The 18,281-nt window shown below is 64.6% G+C and carries 15 protein-coding genes and 1 tRNA gene; 3 read left to right on the top strand and 13 right to left on the bottom strand.

Going from position 1 to position 18,281, the window contains the following annotated elements; translation table 11 throughout:
- Positions 1-19: 19 nt before the first annotated feature.
- The 10 genes from cyoD to murJ all read right to left on the bottom strand — a co-directional run bounded on the left by cyoD (position 20) and on the right by murJ (position 12,074).
- The gene (gene cyoD / locus FHT09_RS13135; protein ID WP_006450195.1) at positions 20-355 is read right to left on the bottom strand and encodes a cytochrome o ubiquinol oxidase subunit IV; all 336 of its coding nucleotides are present in this window, start codon (positions 353-355) and stop codon (positions 20-22) included.
- Entirely contained in the window at positions 355-984 is a 630-nt protein-coding gene (gene cyoC, locus FHT09_RS13130; RefSeq protein WP_181126357.1) for a cytochrome o ubiquinol oxidase subunit III, read from the bottom strand. The genes cyoD and cyoC overlap by 1 nt, the downstream gene beginning before the upstream one ends.
- Complete coding sequence (gene cyoB, locus FHT09_RS13125) at positions 981-2,981, bottom strand: cytochrome o ubiquinol oxidase subunit I (protein WP_104606825.1); 2,001 nt, start codon at positions 2,979-2,981, stop codon at positions 981-983. Before cyoB ends, cyoC begins: the two co-directional genes overlap by 4 nt.
- Positions 2,981-3,916, bottom strand: a complete 936-nt coding sequence (cyoA, locus tag FHT09_RS13120) for a ubiquinol oxidase subunit II (RefSeq protein WP_104538244.1) — start codon at positions 3,914-3,916, stop codon at positions 2,981-2,983. Before cyoA ends, cyoB begins: the two co-directional genes overlap by 1 nt.
- 358 nt (positions 3,917-4,274) lie before the next feature.
- Positions 4,275-4,350 (bottom strand) — tRNA-Thr (locus FHT09_RS13115).
- A gap of 178 nt (positions 4,351-4,528) precedes the next feature.
- Positions 4,529-5,479 carry a 4-hydroxy-3-methylbut-2-enyl diphosphate reductase gene (gene ispH / locus FHT09_RS13110; protein WP_104538245.1) on the bottom strand — a complete coding sequence of 317 codons (951 nt, stop codon included), beginning with the start codon at positions 5,477-5,479 and terminating at the stop codon, positions 4,529-4,531.
- 77 nt (positions 5,480-5,556) lie between these two features.
- The gene (gene lspA / locus FHT09_RS13105; RefSeq protein WP_104606824.1) at positions 5,557-6,069 is read right to left on the bottom strand and encodes a signal peptidase II; all 513 of its coding nucleotides are present in this window, start codon (positions 6,067-6,069) and stop codon (positions 5,557-5,559) included.
- Positions 6,070-6,382: 313 nt separating this feature from the next.
- Complete coding sequence (gene ileS, locus FHT09_RS13100) at positions 6,383-9,214, bottom strand: isoleucine--tRNA ligase (protein ID WP_104606823.1); 2,832 nt, start codon at positions 9,212-9,214, stop codon at positions 6,383-6,385.
- A gap of 6 nt (positions 9,215-9,220) precedes the next feature.
- On the bottom strand, positions 9,221-10,261 hold the full coding sequence (locus tag FHT09_RS13095; protein WP_104606822.1) for a bifunctional riboflavin kinase/FAD synthetase: 1,041 nt from the start codon (positions 10,259-10,261) through the stop codon (positions 9,221-9,223).
- A 220-nt stretch (positions 10,262-10,481) separates the two neighbouring features.
- Positions 10,482-12,074 carry a murein biosynthesis integral membrane protein MurJ gene (gene murJ, locus FHT09_RS13090; protein ID WP_104606821.1) on the bottom strand — a complete coding sequence of 531 codons (1,593 nt, stop codon included), beginning with the start codon at positions 12,072-12,074 and terminating at the stop codon, positions 10,482-10,484.
- A gap of 116 nt (positions 12,075-12,190) precedes the next feature.
- Here murJ and rpsT point away from each other — a divergent pair, with 116 nt between their 5' ends.
- On the top strand, positions 12,191-12,460 hold the full coding sequence (gene rpsT / locus FHT09_RS13085) for a 30S ribosomal protein S20 (protein ID WP_002807888.1): 270 nt from the start codon (positions 12,191-12,193) through the stop codon (positions 12,458-12,460).
- Positions 12,461-12,554: 94 nt separating this feature from the next.
- Here the strand turns inward: rpsT and obgE are convergent, their stop codons facing one another.
- The 3 genes from obgE to rplU form a co-directional block, all read right to left on the bottom strand.
- Positions 12,555-13,604, bottom strand: a complete 1,050-nt coding sequence (gene obgE / locus FHT09_RS13080) for a GTPase ObgE (protein ID WP_104606820.1) — start codon at positions 13,602-13,604, stop codon at positions 12,555-12,557.
- A 249-nt stretch (positions 13,605-13,853) separates the two neighbouring features.
- Complete coding sequence (gene rpmA / locus FHT09_RS13075) at positions 13,854-14,114, bottom strand: 50S ribosomal protein L27 (protein ID WP_003484326.1); 261 nt, start codon at positions 14,112-14,114, stop codon at positions 13,854-13,856.
- 12 nt (positions 14,115-14,126) lie between these two features.
- On the bottom strand, positions 14,127-14,447 hold the full coding sequence (gene rplU / locus FHT09_RS13070) for a 50S ribosomal protein L21 (RefSeq protein ID WP_104606819.1): 321 nt from the start codon (positions 14,445-14,447) through the stop codon (positions 14,127-14,129).
- A gap of 291 nt (positions 14,448-14,738) precedes the next feature.
- Between rplU and uvrA the strand changes: the two genes are divergently transcribed.
- Both uvrA and FHT09_RS13060 read left to right on the top strand, forming a co-directional pair.
- Entirely contained in the window at positions 14,739-17,705 is a 2,967-nt protein-coding gene (uvrA, locus tag FHT09_RS13065) for an excinuclease ABC subunit UvrA (RefSeq protein WP_104606818.1), read from the top strand.
- A complete protein-coding gene (locus tag FHT09_RS13060) occupies positions 17,705-18,112 on the top strand; it encodes a thioesterase family protein (protein ID WP_104606817.1) in 408 nt (135 codons plus the stop codon). Before uvrA ends, FHT09_RS13060 begins: the two co-directional genes overlap by 1 nt.
- Positions 18,113-18,281: the final 169 nt, after the last annotated feature.

Here is an 18,281-nt window from a genome sequence, read left to right as displayed (position 1 = left end):
GATCCGGCACAGCGCCATCTCAATGCATCATGTTGACGTTCATGTTGTGCAGCACCCACAGCGAACCGACAATCACGATGCCGATGATCAGCAGCGAGAACAGGCCCACCTGCACGTTGGAGCGCTGCTCGGGCGAGCGATCCATGTGCAGGAAGTACACCATGTGCACCAGCATCTGCACCGCGGCCATCAGCGAGATCACGATGACGGTGACGCCCTTGGAGAACGCACCGCTCATCACCATCGCAAACGGGATGACGGTGAGGATCACGGCCATCACAAAGCCGATCAGGTAGGACTTCAGGCCGCCGGCATGCGCATCGGCGGCGGTTTCATGCGCGTGGTGATTGGCCATTACAGCGCTCCCAACAGGTAGACGACGGTGAACACACCGATCCAGATGATGTCCAGGAAATGCCAGAACAGGCTCAGGCAGGCCAGACGCGTGCTGTTGCGCGGGGTCAGGCCGTTCTTGGAGATCTGGATCACCAGCACAGCCATCCACAACAGGCCGGAGGCCACGTGCAGACCATGCGTGCCCACCAGGGTGAAGAAGGCCGACAGGAACGCGCTGCGCCCCGGGCCCGCCCCTTCGTGGATCAGGTGGTTGAACTCCCACACTTCCATGCACAGAAAGCCGATACCCAGCAGTGCGGTGACGCCCAGCCAGGCATACAGCCCAGTCATGCTGCGCTTGTGCGCGGAGATCATCGCAACGCCGAAGCTGAGGCTGCTGAACAACAGCAGGAAGGTTTCCACCAGCACGAACTTCAGGTCGAACAGCTCCTTGGCGGTCGGTCCGTCCACCGTGGCGCCCGAGAGCACCGCATAGGTGGCGAACAGGCCGGCGAACAGCAGGCAGTCGCTCATCAGGTAGACCCAGAACCCGAAGACGGTGTTGCCACCGGCGTCGTGATGTTCGTGGTCGTGGTGGCCGCCCGCGTGGGCGGCGTGGTCAAGCGTGGTCGAGGAAGACATGGTCATACCACCTTCGCGGCCTGCGCCGCATGTTGCTGTTCGAGCAGGGCGAAGCGCGCGTTTTCGATGCGCTCCACTTCGTCGGCCGGCACCCAGTAATCGATGTCGTCATCGAAGGTGCGCGCAATGAAGCTGCCGATCATGCCGACCAGGCCGATGATGGCCAGCCACCAGATGTGCCAGATCAGACCGAAGCCCATCAGCACGCTGAAGGCACCGATATACACGCCCGCACCGGTGTTGCGCGGCATGTGGATCGCCTCGTACTTGGACGGACGCACCCAGCCCTTGCCGTTCTGCTTGTCGGCCCAGAACTGATCGCGGTCGTCGATGTGCGGCAGCACGGCGAAGTTGTAGAACGGCGGCGGCGAGGAGGTGGCCCATTCCAGCGTACGGCCGTCCCACGGATCGCCCGTGTAGTCCATGTGCTCCTTGCGCTTCCACACGCTGTAACCGATCTGCACCAGGTTCAGGAAGATACCCAGGCCGATGATCGCAGCACCCGCCGCAGCGACATACAGCCACGGCGCCCACTCGGGGTGGTTGTAGGTGTTCATGCGACGGGTCATGCCCATGAAGCCGAGCACGTACAGCGGCATGAAGGCCACGAAGAAGCCGATGATCCAGCACCAGAACGAGGCCTTGCCGATCTTTTCGTTGAGCTTGAAGCCGAACGCCTTCGGGAACCAGTAGGTCAGGCCGGCCAGGTAACCGAACACCACGCCGCCGATGATCACGTTATGGAAGTGCGCGATCAGGAACAGGCTGTTGTGCAGCACGAAGTCCACGGCCGGAATCGCCAGCATCACGCCGGTCATGCCGCCGATGGTGAAGGTGATGATGAAACCGATCGTCCACAGCACCGGCGAGGTCATGTGCACACGCCCGCGGAACATGGTGAACAGCCAGTTGAAGATCTTCACGCCGGTCGGGATCGAGATGATCATCGTCGTGATGCCGAAGAAGGCATTGACGTTGGCGCCCGACCCCATGGTGAAGAAGTGGTGCAACCACACCACGAACGACAGCACGCCGATGCACGAGGTGGCGTAGACCATCGAGGTGTAGCCGAACAGGCGCTTGCGGCTGTAGGTCGCGATCAACTCGGAGAAGATGCCGAACGCCGGCAGGATCAGGATATAGACTTCCGGGTGACCCCAGATCCAGATCAGGTTGACGTACATCATGGCGTTGCCGCCACCGTCATTGGTGAAGAAGTGCGTGCCCAGGTAGCGGTCGGCACCCAGCAGCGCCAGCGCCACGGTCAGGACCGGGAACGCAGCGATGATCAGGATGTTGGTGATCAGCGCGGTCCAGGTGAAGATCGGCATGCGCATCAGGGTCATGCCTGGCGCGCGCATCCGCATGATCGTCACGAAGAAGTTGATGCCGGTCAGCAACGTGCCCAGGCCCGAGACCTGCAACGCCCAGATGTAGTAGTCGACACCCACCCCTGGGCTGTATTCCAGCCCCGACAACGGCGGATAGGCCAGCCAGCCGGTCTGCGCGAATTCGCCGACCCCCAGCGAAATGTTGATCAGCGCCGCACCGGCCACGAACAGCCAGAAGCTCAGCGAGTTCAGGAACGGGAACGCCACGTCGCGTGCGCCGATCTGCAGCGGCACGATCAGATTCAACAGGCCGGTCATGAACGGCATGGCCATGAAGAAGATCATGATCACGCCGTGCGCGGTGAAGATCTGGTCGTAGTGATGCGGCGGAAACACACCTTCGCCGCCATTGCCCACCATTGCCTGCTGGGTGCGCATCATCGCCGCATCGGCGAAGCCGCGCAGCAGCATGACCAGCGCCACGATGATGTACATCACACCGATGCGCTTGTGATCCACCGAGGTGAACCACTCGTTCCACAGGTAGCCCCACAGCTTGTACTTGGTGATGGCGCCCGCGATGAGCAGGCCGAGCAGGCCGGCGCCACCGAGTGCGACCATGATGATCGGCTCGTGGTACGGAACCGCCTCGATCGTAAGTTTGCCTAGCATCACTTGTCTCCAGAAGTGCACATGGCAACCGGCTCTGCCGCCGCTGCCTGATGGTCGCCATGGCCTTTGTTATGGCCCGGACCATTCATGTATTTGTCGACGAGCGAGCGGAACATGCCGTCCTGCACCGACGAGTAGTAGGTGACCGGATACTGTTCCTTGTCGTTGCGGTTGGCGGCCAGCACCTGATACTCGGCGGCATTCAACGCGGTCGGCGATGCCTTGACCTTGGCCACCCACGCATCGAAGCCGGCCTGATCGACGGCATGCGCCTTGAAGCTCATCTTCGAGAAGCCGTGACCGCTGTAGTTGGTCGACAGGCCGAAGTACTCGCCCGGCTCGTCGGCCACCAGGTGCAGCTTGGTTTCCATGCCGGCCATCGCGTAGATCATCGTGCCCAGGTGCGGGATGAAGAACGAGTTCATCACCGTATCGGAGGTGATCTTGAAGTTCAGCGGCGTATGCACCGGGAACGCGATCTCGTTGACCGTGGCGATGTTCTGGTCCGGGTAGATGAACATCCACTTCCAGTCCAGCGACACCGCTTCGATGGTGATCGGCTTGACGTCCGAATCCAGCGGCCGGTACGGGTCCAGCGCGTGCGAGGAGCGCCAGGTCAGCACCGCCAGCACCAGGATGATCACGCACGGGATCGACCACACCACCACTTCGATGGCGGTGGAGTGCGACCAGTCCGGCTCGTAGCGCGCCTTCGTGTTGGACGCGCGGTATTTCCACGCGAACGCAATCGTCATCACGATCACCGGGATGACCACGATCAGCATCAGCACCACCGAGGTGATCAGCAGCTGCTTCTCGTCGTGGCCGATCTGGCCTTTCGGATTGAGAATGGCCGAGTTGCAGCCTGCCAACAGCAGGAACGGCAGCATCAGGCCTGGACGAAGTACACGCCCGAGATGTTTCAACGGAATCATCGGTCGATCCAAGTGCGAAGGAACGCCAGCCTCGTTCGTCGTATCCATGTGGACTCGTCCTGACGGCGCTTCCTGAAGGAAGGCGACCACGCAGACCGAAGACACGAGTTAGCTCCCTGATTTTAGACTTTGCTGCACCTGCACGTAACCCATCGGCAATGATCTGTCGCAATTAATGCGCGCAAAACTGTGCGACATGTTGTCGCAGCGCTGCGCGGGGCGGGACAGATGCAGTTGCGGCCATCGATTGCGGCCTGCGTGATGTGCGGCGTATATGGGTGCGCCAGCGCCGGGGACGTGCATGCATCGGCCCAAAACGCAACTGGGCCGACCAATGGTCGACCCAGTGTTGAAGCGATGGTGCCGGAAATAGGAATCGAACCTACGACCTACGCATTACGAATGCGCCGCTCTACCAACTGAGCTATTCCGGCGAGCCGTGAATTGTAGGAGCGGAGCCGGTGCCCGGTCAATCGCCAGCGGGCGACGCATGGCGCGTTCCTGGCATCGGGCCCCGGGGCTGCGGGCGGACGATGACCACCTGCGGCCGCCAGACGCCCGGACGGGCCGCATGCACTCGCCGCTGGCTCAGCCAGCCCGGAGTACCCGCTTTCAGCTGACCAGACGCAACCGCAGCTCCTTGGGCAGCGCGAACACCATCGATTCCGGCTCGCCTTCCAGCTCGGACACACTCTTGGCGCCCAGCTCGCGCAAGCGCGCCAGCACGCCATCGACCAGCACCTGCGGTGCGGAGGCGCCGGCGGTCAGCCCGATATGCTGCTTGCCGACGATCCAGGCCGGGTCGATCTCGCCGGCGTTGTCGATCAGATAGGACTCGACCCCGTCGCGCCGGGCCAGCTCGCTGAGGCGATTGGAATTGGAGCTGTTGGGCGAACCGACCACCAGCACCAGATCGCATTGGCGCGCCAGATCGCGCACCGCGTCCTGGCGGTTCTGGGTGGCATAGCAGATATCGTCGTGGCGCGGCCCCTGCATCGCCGGATAGCGCGCACGCAAGGCCTCGATGATGCCCATGGTGTCGTCCACCGACAGCGTGGTCTGGGTGGTGTAGGCAAGGTTTTCCGGCTGGCGGATCTGCAGCGTGGCGACCTGCTCGATGTCTTCGACCAGATAGATCGTGCCCGGGCCGCGCTCGCGGCTCCACTGCCCCATCGTACCTTCCACTTCCGGATGCCCCGCGTGACCGATCAACACCACGTCGCGACCGGCCCGGCAGTGCCGCGCCACCTCGAAATGCACCTTGGTCACCAGTGGACAGGTCGCGTCGAACACCTTGAGTCCGCGGCGCTCGGCCTCCTGACGCACCGCCTGTGAGACACCGTGCGCGCTGAAGATCACAGTGGCGTTGTCGGGCACCTCGTCCAGTTCCTCGACGAAGACCGCGCCGCGCTGCTTGAGGTCATCGACCACGAAGCGGTTGTGCACCACTTCATGGCGCACGTAGATCGGCGCGCCCAGCGTCTCGATCGCACGCTTGACGATCTCGATCGCACGGTCGACACCGGCACAGAAACCACGGGGATTGGCGAGCAGGACGTCCATGGCGGGCATTCTACGGGAATGGGGAATGGAGGATGGCACCGGGCGGCGCCGGTGCATCGCGACTTCAGCGTCGATTCCTACTTCCCAATCCCCGACTCGCGCTTGCCGGACTTGTCGAACAGACCGAATACCGCGATCCCGATGGCGCCGCCTACGATCGCCGAGTCGGCGATGTTGAACGCGGGCCAGGTATGGCTGCCGATGTACCACTGGATGAAATCGACCACGTGGCCATGCATCAGGCGGTCGATCACGTTGCCGATCGCCCCGCCGATCACCAGCGCATACGGCAGCGCGCTGCGCCACTGCCCGCGCGCGGTGCGCGACAGCCAGAACGCCAGCAGGCCGCTGATGCCCACCGCCAGCGCAGTGAAGAACCACAGCTGCCAGCCGCCGGCATCGCTCAGGAAGCTGAAAGCCGCGCCGGTGTTGTAGGTGCGGTACCAATTCCAGAAACCGTCGATCACCGGCACCGGGGTGTACTCGGGCAGGCTGGACAGCACCCAGGCCTTGCTCCACTGGTCCAGCCCGACCACGAGTGCCGACAGCAGCAACCAGATCAGGGCGGAGGGTTTGGGACGTTGACTCATGTCGGAAGGTCGCAGTTGGTGGTGATTTCTCCGACGCCGGAGAAGATGCCTGGATGGCGATACGTAATGGCGGTGGCAGATGACGCACGCTGGATGACAGGCCGGCAAGGATGGCATGGCCGCCAAAGCTGGCCACCCTGCCCGCCATGCCGCATGCGCCATGCTTCAGCAAGGGCGTGCGTGCGGCGCCGGCGCAATCGCCGTCGGGCACCAGCGCCTGCGAAGGATGTCGCGGCGCAGACGCGCGCCAGCCCGTGCGGGGTTTCGATAACGCGCGGCAGGACGACCCACCACGCGCCATCACGCACCCCCGTCAGAACCAGCGGCGCTGCTCGCCGGGACCTTCGATATTGCTGACGCAACGGCTGCACAGTTCCGGGTGACGCGGATCGCTGCCCACGCTGGCCTGGTGGTGCCAGCAACGCACGCACTTGGCCTTGCTGGTCGGTTGCGCGCTGACGAAGATGTCGTCGGTGCTGGCCGCGGTCACGGTCACATCGCCACTGATGAACAGGAAGCGCAGCTCCTCGGCCAGCGGCTGCCAGCGCGCGGCGGTCTGCGCGTCGGCGGCCACGGTGATCTCCGCTTCCAGCGCCGCGCCGATCGCCCCGTTGGAGCGCATCGGCTCCAGCACCTTGGCCACCTGCTCGCGCAAGGCCAGCAGCTTGTCGACATCGGCACTGCTCAGTGCGGCATCGGCCGGCAACGGCGCCAGGCCGTCGTACCAGGTGGCGAACAGCACGTTCTCGACCCGCTTGCCCGGCAGATAGCCCCACAGTTCCTCGGCGGTGAAACTCAGCACCGGTGCGATCCAGCGCACGAACGCCTCGGCCACGTGGTACATCGCGCTCTGCGCCGAACGGCGGCCGCGTGCATCCTCGGCCATCGTGTACAGGCGGTCCTTGGTCACGTCCAGATACAGCGACCCCAGATCCACACTGCAGAAATTCAGCAACGCCTGGACGATTTCGGAGAAGTCGTAGCGCGCATACGCGGCAACGATCTTTTCCTGCAGCTCGTGCGCGCGGTGCACGATCCAGCGGTCCAGCAGCACCATCTCGTCCAGCGCCACCAGATGCTGCAGCGGATCGAAGCCATGCAGGTTGCCGAGCAGGAAGCGCGCGGTATTGCGCAGGCGGCGATACGCATCGGCGTTGCGCTTGAGGATCTCCTGCGACAGCGACATCTCGTTGCTGTAATCGGCCGAGGCGATCCACAGGCGCAGGATGTCCGCGCCCAGGGTATTCATGATGTCCTGCGGCTCGATGCCGTTGCCCAGCGACTTGGACATCTTGCGGCCGTGCTCGTCCACGGTGAAGCCGTGGGTCAGGCACTGCTTGTACGGCGCCGCCTTGTCCATCGCCACGCCGGTCAGCAGCGAGGACTGGAACCAGCCGCGGTGCTGATCGGAGCCTTCCAGGTAGAGGTCGGCCGGCTTGGGCAGGCCACGGTCCACCAGCACTGCTTCATGGGTCACGCCGGAGTCGAACCACACATCCAGGATGTCGGTGATCTTGTCGTAATCGGCGGCCTCATCGCCCAGCAGTTCGGCCGCGTCCAGCGTGTACCACACGTCCACGCCGCCCCGTTCCACCCGGTCGGCGACCTGGCGCAGCAATTCGGTGCTGCGCGGATGCGGCTCGCCGGTTTCGCGATGCACGAACAGGGCGATCGGCACGCCCCAGGTGCGCTGACGCGAGATGGTCCAGTCCGGACGCCCGTCGACCATACCGGCAATACGCGCCTGGCCCCAGGACGGATACCAGTGCACGTTGTCGATGGCCTTGAGTGCATCGGCGCGCAGGTTGGCCTGCTCCATCGAAATGAACCACTGCGGCGTGGCGCGGAACGCGATCGGCGTCTTGTGGCGCCAGCAGTGCGGATAGCTGTGCTCCATCTTGCTGGCCGCCAGCAACACACCGGTATCGCGCAGCGCCTCGATGATGATGTCGTTGGCCTTCCAGATATGCAGCCCGGCCAGCACGGTGTCGCCCAGCGGCGGCGTCGACGGCAGGTACACGCCACGTCCGTCCACCGGGTTGATCTGCGCAGCGCCGTAACGCTCGAGCAGGCCGTACTGCCTGGAGACCTGGTAGTCCTCCTGGCCATGGCCCGGTGCGGTGTGCACCGCGCCGGTACCGTCCTCGGCCGATACGTGGTCGCCCAGCAGCAACGGGATCTCGCGCTCGGCATAGAACGGGTGGTTCAGCAGCATCTGCTCCAGCGCCGCACCCTTGGCATGGCCGTGCACCACCACCGTCTCAACGCCGTAGCGCGCCAGCGCCTTGCCGGCCAGGGCCTCGGCCACCACCAGCCAGCGCGGCTGGCCGCGATCGGCCGGGCCTTCGACCAGCACGTAGTCCAGCTCCGCGCCCAGGCTCACCGCCAGCGACGCCGGCAGCGTCCACGGGGTGGTGGTCCAGATCGGCACCGCCACGCCCACGCCCGCCGGCAGGCTCGCGCCGAATGCGGCGGCGACAGCGGCCGGATCACGCGCCGGATAGGCGACATCCACCGTCGGCGACACCTTGTCGGCGTATTCGATCTCGGCCTCGGCCAGCGCCGAGCCGCAATCGAAGCACCAGTGCACCGGCTTCACGCCACGGGTCAGGTGGCCATTGTCGACCACCTTGGCCAGCGCGCGGATCTCGTTGGCTTCGAAGCGGAAATCCAGCGTCTTGTACGGGTTGTCCCAGTCGCCGATCACGCCCAGGCGCTTGAAATCGCGCCGCTGCAGGTCGATCTGCTCGGTGGCGTATTCGCGGCACTTCTGGCGGAATTGCGCCGCATCCAGCTTCACGCCGACCTTGCCGTACTTCTTCTCGATCGCGATCTCGATCGGCAGGCCGTGGCAATCCCAGCCCGGGATATAGGGCGCATCGAAGCCAGCCAGGTATTTCGACTTGACGATGATGTCCTTGAGGATCTTGTTGACCGCATGGCCCAGATGGATCTGGCCATTGGCATACGGCGGGCCGTCGTGCAGCACGAACAGCGGGCGCCCTGCCGCATTGGCGCGCAGTTGCGCGTACAGCCCCTCGCGCTCCCAGCGGTCCAGCATCGCCGGCTCGCGCTTGGGCAGGTCGCCACGCATCGGGAATTCCGTCGCGGGCAGATGGAGAGTGGCTTTGTAGTCTTGGGTCACAGGTCTCTACCGTTGCGCTGGATTTTTTAATAAGTCCGCACATGGATGTGCGGGCTCTTGCGAGGGACTCGCATCATAAGTTGGCTGTTGCGAGGAGCTCGCATGTGTTGCAGAAACCACCTGCCTGTCCAGCACCGCGCGCGCCTGCTCGGCATCACGATGCATCTGCACCGTCAGCGCGTCCAGGCCATCGAACTTCTCTTCGTCGCGCAGCTTGGCGACGAATTCGACTGCAATGTGCCGGCCATACAGATCGCCCTGGAAATCGAACAGATGCGCTTCCAGCAGCGGCTCCACACCGGCCACGGTCGGGCGCGTGCCAAAGCTCGAGACCGATGGCCACGGCCGCTCGGCCACACCATGCACCCAGGTCGCGTAAATGCCCGACAGCGCCGGCGTGCGCGGAAACCGCAGATTGGCGGTGGGGTAACCCAGTGTGCGCCCAAGCTGCTTGCCGCGCACCACCCGCCCGCCGATGGCATACGGACGGCCAAGCAACTGCCCGGCGTGCGCGAACTCGCCCGCGCCCAGCAGCTCGCGGATGCGCGTGGCAGAAATCCGCTCGCCGTGCAGGTGCACCGGCGCGATTTCGCCCGCCGCAAAGCCGTACTGCGCACCAAGCGAGCGCAGCAGGCCGATATCGCCGCCACGCCGATGGCCGAAACGGAACTCCGGGCCGATCCACACCTCCTTGGCGCACAGCCGGCCGACCAGGGCCAGGCGTACGAAGTCTTCGGCACTCATCGCCGACAGGCGACCGTCGAAACGGATCATGCCCACGCTGTCGGCACCGAAGCCGTGCAGCCCTTCGATCTTGGCGCGGACCAGGGTCAGCCGCGGCGGCGGCACGGCCGTGGCGAAAAACTCGCGCGGCAGCGGCTCGAAGCTCACCGCCACCGCCGGCACCCCCAGCACGCGCGCACGCGCGACCGCGTGCTGCACCAATGCCCGATGCCCCAGGTGCAGGCCATCGAAGGCGCCGATACAGACCACGCTTCCGTGCGGGAACAGCGTCCCGCCCTCGACGTCTCTAAACAGCCTGCTCATTCCTCGATCCAAACAGATGCCGGCCTGCCGACCGGCCCTCGTTGATGCATAACCCGCAAGTATAGCCATGCCTGTCAATAAGCATGGGCGCGCCCCAGGCCTGTGCCGTGCCGCTGCGTCCCGGAGGCAGGCAGGCGATGGCTCGCCCACCCGGCCCGGCATCGGCCCTACCGTGGGTGACCGATGGCTTTGCGCCCGCTCGGCCAGCTCCGGCGAGCCACTAACCCTCGCGCAGATGCCGCGGCCGCAAGCCCAGCGCCACTTGCGCCACCAGATAGGTCGCCCCGCCGCTGCCGACCAGCACTGCCAGCCAGCCGATGCGATCCCACTTGTCCATCACGGTGAACGATGGCAGCCACCACAGCAGGGCCAACAGCACTGCCGCCATCGCCACGCACGCCAGCAGCAGGCGCAGCGCATAGCCAGCCCAACCCGGCCGGCGCTGGTACACGCCGGACTTGCCCAGCCAGTACCACAGCAAGCCCAGGTTGAGATAACTCGACAGCGCGCTGGCAATGCCCAGCGCCAGATGCAGGCCCGGCTGCTTGCCCAGTGCCTGCATCACGCCCTGCGCCTTGAGCTCGGGCGGCACCATGATCTGGTAGACCACCGCCAGCAACGCGAAGTTGAACACCATGTTGGCGATCAACGCCGCCACGCCGGCACGTACCGGGGTACGGGTGTCCTGGCGGGCGTAGAAAGCCGGCAGCAGCACCTTGAGCATGGCGTATGCGGGCAGGCCGAAGCTCAGGCCATAGACCGACATCGCGGTCATCCGCGTATCGAAGGCGGTGAACTGGCGATACTGGAACAAGGTCGCCACCAGCGGCTCGGCCAGCAGCAGCAAGCCGAGCATCGCCGGCATCGCGATCAGCAGCGTGGTACGGAACCCCCAGTCCAGCGCACCGGAAAACGCGCTGCGGTCGGTCTTGACGTGATGGCGCGCCAGCGCCGGCAGGATCACCGTGCCCAGCGCCACCCCGAACACGCCCAGCGGCAATTCCAGAAACCGGTCGGCCAGTGACAGCCACGACTGCGAGCCATCGGCCAGACGCGCGGCGATCACCGTGTCCAGCATCAGGTTGATCTGTGCGATCGACGAACCGAACAGGGTCGGAATCATCAGGGTCAGCACCTTGCGCACATCCGGATGCGTCCAGCCCCAGCGCGGCAGCGTCAGCAGGTCGATGCCCTTCAATGCCGGCAGCTGGAACAGCAATTGCAGCGCCCCGGCCACCAGCACCGCCCAGCCCAGCGCCAGAATCGGCACCTCCAGCCGCGGCGCCAGCCACAGCGCGCCGGCGATCATGCACAGGTTGAGGATCACCGGCGTCAGCGCCGGAATCGCAAACCGCTGGAAGCTGTTGAGCGCCCCGCCCGCCAATGCGGTCAACGACACGAACAACAGAAACGGAAACGTCAGCCGCAACAGATCCACCAGCAGGCCGTATTTATCCGGATCGGTGGCCGCGCCATCGGAAAACACCGACGCCAGCTGCGGGGTGAAGATCAGCCCCAGCGCGGTGATCAGCAGCAACATGCCACCGAGCGTGCCGGACACCCGCGACATCAGTTCGCGCAGGTCCGTATGCGGGCGGGTCTCCTTGACCTCGGTGAACACTGGCACGAAGGCGGTGGCGAACGAGCCCTCGGCGAACAACCGACGCAGGAAATTGGGGATCCGGAACGCCACCCAGAACGCGTCGGTGACCGCGTTGGCGCCGAAGGTGGTGGAGATCGCCTGGTCCCGAATCAGGCCCAACACCCGCGACACCATGGTCATACTGCTGAATGAGAGCAGGCCTCTCAACATGCCGGGCTTGCTCACGCTGCATCCCTCTTGACAACTGACTTGACGTACATAACTAAGCCCATCATACTTTCCCGCTTGCTTTTTCCACTACACCGATTTTTCAGGAACCCACCACCGTGGCCAATATCAAGTCCGCCAAGAAGCGCGCCAAGCAGACCGTCGTGCGCAATGAGCGCAACACGGGCCAGCGTTCGATGCTGCGCACCGCCGTCAAGAAGGTGATCAAGGCCCTTGACGCCAACGATGCTGCAGGCGCCGAAGCTGCTTTCGCCGTTGCCCAGCCCATCCTCGACCGTTTCAGCGCCCGTGGCCTGATTCACAAGAACAAGGCTGCGCGTCACAAGAGCCGCCTGACCGCTCGCATCAAGGCCATCAAGGCCGCGTAAGCGGGCCGTGTCGGCATCACCGCAGGCCTGGCTTGCGGTGGCATAGAAAAAAAACCCGGCCTTGGCCGGGTTTTTTGTGTGCCTGCGCATGCGCTCAGCCGGCATTGCGCGCCTCGAGCTCGTCCTCGCGCTGACGATCAAAGAACGCCATGACGTCCTTCATGATCGGGAAGGTGCCATCGCGGCCCAGCGCCGAGACCAGATACCACGGCGCGGCCCAGCCAAGTTCGGCCACGATCGTCTCGGCCGCTGCGCGCGCCTCGTCCTCGAACATCAGGTCGGCCTTGTTGAGCACCAGCCAGCGCGGCTTCTTCAGCAACTCGGGATCGTGGCGCTCCAGTTCGCGCTCGATGGTGCGCACCTGATCCACCGGCGAGGCCTCCACGCCACCATCCATTGGCGAGATGTCCACCAGATGCAGCAGCAGACGGGTGCGCTGCAGATGGCGCAGGAACTGCGTACCCAGCCCGGCACCGTCGGCCGCGCCTTCGATCAGGCCCGGCACGTCGGCGATGACGAAGCTGCGATACGCCTCGACACTGACCACGCCCAGATTCGGGTACAGGGTAGTGAACGGGTAATCGGCCACCTTCGGGGTTGCCGAGGACACCGCGCGGATCAGGGTGCTCTTGCCCGCATTGGGAAAGCCCAGCAGGCCGACATCGGCCAGCAGCTTCAGCTCCAGCTTGAGCAACCGCTCCTCGCCCTCTTCACCGGTGGTGGACTGGCGCGGCGCACGGTTGACCGAGCTCTTGAAATGCATGTTGCCCAGGCCGCCCTTGCCGCCCTTGGCCACCAGCAGGCGATCGCCATGCTGGGTCAGGTCGCCGATGATTTCGTCGGTCTGCACGTTCATCACCACGGTGCCGACCGGCACCACGATGATGCGGTCTTCGCCGCCCTTGCCGTAGGCCTGGCGACCCATGCCGTTTTCGCCGCGCTGCGCCTTGAAGGTGCGCTCATGCCGGAAGTCGACCAGCGTATTGACGTTCTCGTCGGCCACGATCCACACGCTGCCGCCGTTACCGCCGTCGCCACCATCGGGCCCGCCGAGCGGGATGAACTTCTCGCGGCGAAAGCCGACACAGCCATTGCCGCCATTGCCGGCACTGACCAGGATTTCTGCTTCGTCGACTAACTTCATGAGCTTGCAACCGGGAATTGGGAATGGGGAATAGGGAATCGGCCAAAGAAAGCAGCCTGCCCCTGCCGGCGAGCGCACTCACCAGCAAGACGGCAAAGAGCGAGAAGAAACCAGGAGCCGGCTTTTCCGATTCCCGATTCCCGATTCCCCACTCCCGGCCGTCAAACGAAAAACCCCGCAAAAGCGGGGCTTTCCGTCTCGTCCGCCGGGCAGCGATGCCCGACGGACTGGCCTGCATGGAGCGGGCGATTACGCCTCGGCAACCACGCTGACGGTGCGACGCTTCTTCGGGCCCTTGGTGGAGAACTCCACCTTGCCGTCGACCAGCGCGAACAGGGTATGGTCACGACCGAGGCCGACACCAGCGCCCGGATGGAACTGGGTGCCGCGCTGACGAACGATGATGTTGCCGGCATCGATGGCCTGGCCACCGAAGATCTTCACACCCAGGTACTTCGGGTTGGAATCGCGACCGTTGCGCGAGGAACCTACGCCTTTTTTATGTGCCATGACTGGTTCTCCTTACTTCTTATCGCCACCGGCGATGCCGGTGATCTCGATTTCGGTGTAGTACTGACGATGTCCCTGACGCTTCATGTGGTGCTTGCGGCGACGGAACTTGATGATGCGCACCTTGTCGGCGCGGCCATGGGCCACGACCTTGGCGGTGACCGAGGCGCCCTTCAGCGCATCGCCCAGCTTGATGCCATCGCTATCGCCCAGCATCAGGACGGTGTCGAAGGTGATCTCGTTGCCAGCTTCGACGTCGAGCTTTTCCACGCGGAGCGTTTCGCCCTGCGCGACGCGGTATTGCTTACCGCCGGTTACCAGAACTGCGTACATGACCAGGTTTTCCTCTGTAGTTATTATGGTCGCACTGACGTGCCCTAGGGCAGACAGGAGCGGGATTGTACGGGCTGGCGGGGTTTGGGGTCAACCTGCCGGTCACCCGGGCCCGGCCATGCCCGATCTACCCGTGCAACGCATCATCCGGCCGCCACAAGCGCCCGGTCAGACTGGCATTTGGGGCAATTGCCCTCACCTAGGTCGGCGGGTAGGCTGATCGACTGCCACTCATTCCTGCTGAGCACGCTCGCACCACTGCCGGTTCGCCGGCCCGACATCGGATCCCCCATGGCGATGGATTTCATCCGCATCCGCGGCGCGCGGACGCACAACCTCAAGAACATCGACCTCGACCTGCCTCGCGACAAACTGATCGTGATCACCGGCCTGTCCGGCTCGGGCAAGTCGTCGTTGGCGTTCGACACCATCTATGCAGAAGGCCAGCGCCGCTACGTCGAGTCGCTGTCGGCGTATGCGCGCCAGTTCCTCAGCGTGATGGAAAAGCCGGACCTGGACCACATCGAGGGCCTGTCCCCGGCGATTTCGATCGAACAGAAATCGACCTCGCACAACCCGCGCTCCACGGTCGGCACGATCACCGAGATCTACGACTACCTGCGCCTGCTGTACGCGCGCGTCGGCCAGCCGCGCTGCCCGGACCACGGCTTTCCGCTGGAAGCGCAGACCGTCAGCCAGATGGTCGACCACATGCTCACGCAGGATCAGGAGCAGCGTTACATGCTGCTGGCGCCGGTGATCCGCGAGCGCAAGGGCGAACATGCGCAGGTGTTCGAGCAACTGCGCGCGCAGGGCTTCGTGCGCGTGCGCGTGGATGGCGAGTTGTACGAGATCGACGCGGTGCCGCCGCTGGCGCTGCGCCAGAAGCACACCATCGAGGCGGTGATCGACCGCTTCCGTCCGCGCGAAGACATCAAGCAGCGGCTGGCAGAAAGTTTCGAGACGGCGCTCAAGCTCGGCGAAGGCATGGTCGCGGTGCAGTCGCTGGACGACCCGGCCGCAGCGCCGCACCTGTTCTCGTCCAAGTACAGCTGCCCGGTCTGCGATTACTCGCTGCCGGAGCTGGAACCGCGACTGTTTTCCTTCAACGCACCGGTGGGCGCCTGCCCCAGCTGCGATGGCCTGGGCGTGGCCGAGTTCTTCGACCCGGATCGCGTCGTGGTGCATCCGGAGCTGTCGCTGTCGGCCGGCGCGGTGCGCGGCTGGGATCGGCGCAATGCCTATTACTTCCAGCTGATTGCCTCGCTGGCCAAGCACTACAAGTTCGATGTGGATGCGGTGTGGAATTCGTTGCCGGCCAAGGTGCGCCAGGCAGTGCTGTTCGGCAGCGGCGAGGAGGTGATCAGCTTTACCTACTTCACCGATGCGGGCGGGCGCACCACGCGCAAGCACCGCTTCGAGGGCATCCTGCCGAACCTGGAACGCCGTTACCGCGAAACCGAATCGCCGGCCGTGCGCGAGGAGCTGACCAAGTACGTCAGCCAGCAGCCCTGCCCGGCCTGCAACGGCACGCGCCTGAATCGCGCCGCGCGCAATGTGTTCGTCGCCGACCGCCCGCTGCCCGAACTGGTGGTGCTGCCGGTCAACGAGGCGCTGAGCTTTTTCCGCGGCCTGTCGCTGCCGGGTTGGCGTGGCGAGATCGCCAGCAAGATCGTCAAGGAGATCGGCGAGCGGCTGGGCTTCCTGGTCGACGTGGGCCTGGATTACCTGACCCTGGAACGCAAGGCCGACACCTTGTCCGGTGGCGAGGCGCAGCGCATTCGCCTGGCAAGCCAGATCGGCGCCGGCCTGGTCGGGGTGATGTATGTCCTGGACGAGCCATCGATCGGCCTGCATCAGCGCGACAACGAACGCCTGCTCGGCACGCTGACGCGGCTGCGCGATCTGGGCAACACCGTCATCGTCGTCGAGCATGACGAAGACGCGATCCGCCTGGCCGATTACGTGCTGGATATCGGTCCCGGCGCCGGTGTGCACGGTGGCGAAATCTGCGCGCAAGGCTCATTGCAGGACATCCTGGATGCACCCGGCTCGCTGACCGGCCAATACCTGTCGGGCAAGCGCCGCATCGAGATTCCCAAGCAGCGCCACAAGCCCAACCCGAAGATGATGCTGCATCTGCGCGGGGCGACCGGCAACAACCTGAAGAATGTCGACCTGGATATTCCGGCCGGCCTGTTGACCTGCATCACCGGCGTGTCCGGCTCGGGCAAGTCCACGCTGATCAACGACACCTTGTTCTCGCTGGCCGCCAACGAGATCAACGGCGCCTCGCACCCGGTGGCCGCGCATCGCGAGGTCGAGAACCTCGACCTGTTCGACAAGGTCGTGGATATCGACCAGTCGCCGATCGGGCGCACCCCGCGCTCCAATCCGGCCACCTACACCGGCATGTTCACGCCGTTGCGCGAGTTGTTCGCGCAGGTGCCGGAAGCGCGCGCGCGCGGTTACTCGCCGGGCCGTTTCAGCTTCAACGTGCGCGGCGGGCGCTGCGAAGCCTGCCAGGGCGATGGCCTGATCAAGGTGGAGATGCACTTCCTGCCCGACGTCTATGTGCCCTGCGATGTCTGCCACGGCAAGCGCTACAACCGCGAGACGCTGGAGATCCGCTACAAGGGCTTCAACATCAGCGACGTGCTGCAGATGACGGTCGAGGATGCGCTGCGGCTGTTCGAGCCGGTGCCGTCGATCGCACGCAAGCTGGAAACGCTGGTGGATGTCGGCCTGAGTTACATCAAGCTGGGCCAGAGCGCGACCACGCTGTCCGGCGGTGAGGCGCAGCGCGTCAAATTGTCCAAGGAGCTGTCGCGTCGCGATACCGGACGCACCCTGTACATCCTCGACGAGCCGACCACCGGCCTGCACTTCCACGACATCGAAGCGCTGCTCGGCGTGCTGCACAAGCTGCGCGACGAGGGCAACACGGTGGTGGTGATCGAACACAATCTGGACGTGATCAAGACCGCCGACTGGATCGTGGATCTGGGCCCGGAAGGTGGCCATCGCGGCGGCAGCATCCTGGTCTCCGGCACGCCGGAAGATGTGGCCGCGCACGAGGCGTCCTACACCGGGCAGTTCCTGGCCAAGATGCTGCCGTCGGTAAAGGCGCGCGAGACCCGGCCGGCGGCGATGGCCAACAAGCCCGATGCGCGCCCGCCACGCAAGGTCAAACCGGAGAAGGTGGCGAAAGTCGCCAAGTCCGCCACCAAGAAAACCGCAAAGAAGAAGGCAAGCTGATGAGCGAAGAGCACAAGGTGTTGGCACGCATCCCGATCAGCGTGCGCTGGCGCGATATGGACAGCATGGGCCATGTCAACAACGCCAAATACATTTCGTATCTGGAAGAAGCGCGCGTGCGCTGGATGCTGGGCGTTGAAGGCGTGGCGATGACCGACCGCATCGCGCCGGTGGTCGCGGCCACCAACGTCAACTACAAGCGTCCGCTGGTATGGCCGAACGACATTCTGGTGGAACTGTTCGTCGAACGCCTGGGCAGCAGCAGCATCACCATCGGCCATCGCATCGTCGACCAGAAGGACGAGGGCGTGCTGTATTCGGATGGCAACGTGGTGGTGGTGTGGATCGATACGCAGACCGGCAAGAGCGCGTCGCTGCCGGAGACGGTACGCGCTGCCAGCAGCTGAGGATTGCCAGTTGCGCGCTGGATCTTCAGCGCCATACGACGACGGCGGCTCTTCCGGGAGCCGCCGTTTTTGTTTGCAGCGCTCCTGTCGTGCCGCTGCGCGATACCACCGGCAGCCCGCGTGATCGGGACCAGACCGACACAATGAAGTGGCAACCTGCTCGCCACCA

This window comes from Xanthomonas sp. CFBP 8152 (genome assembly GCF_014199025.1).
Lineage (GTDB): Bacteria > Pseudomonadota > Gammaproteobacteria > Xanthomonadales > Xanthomonadaceae > Xanthomonas > Xanthomonas arboricola_B.
Note: the sequence above shows the minus strand (reverse complement) of the source record. Positions and strands in the feature narration are given on the sequence as shown.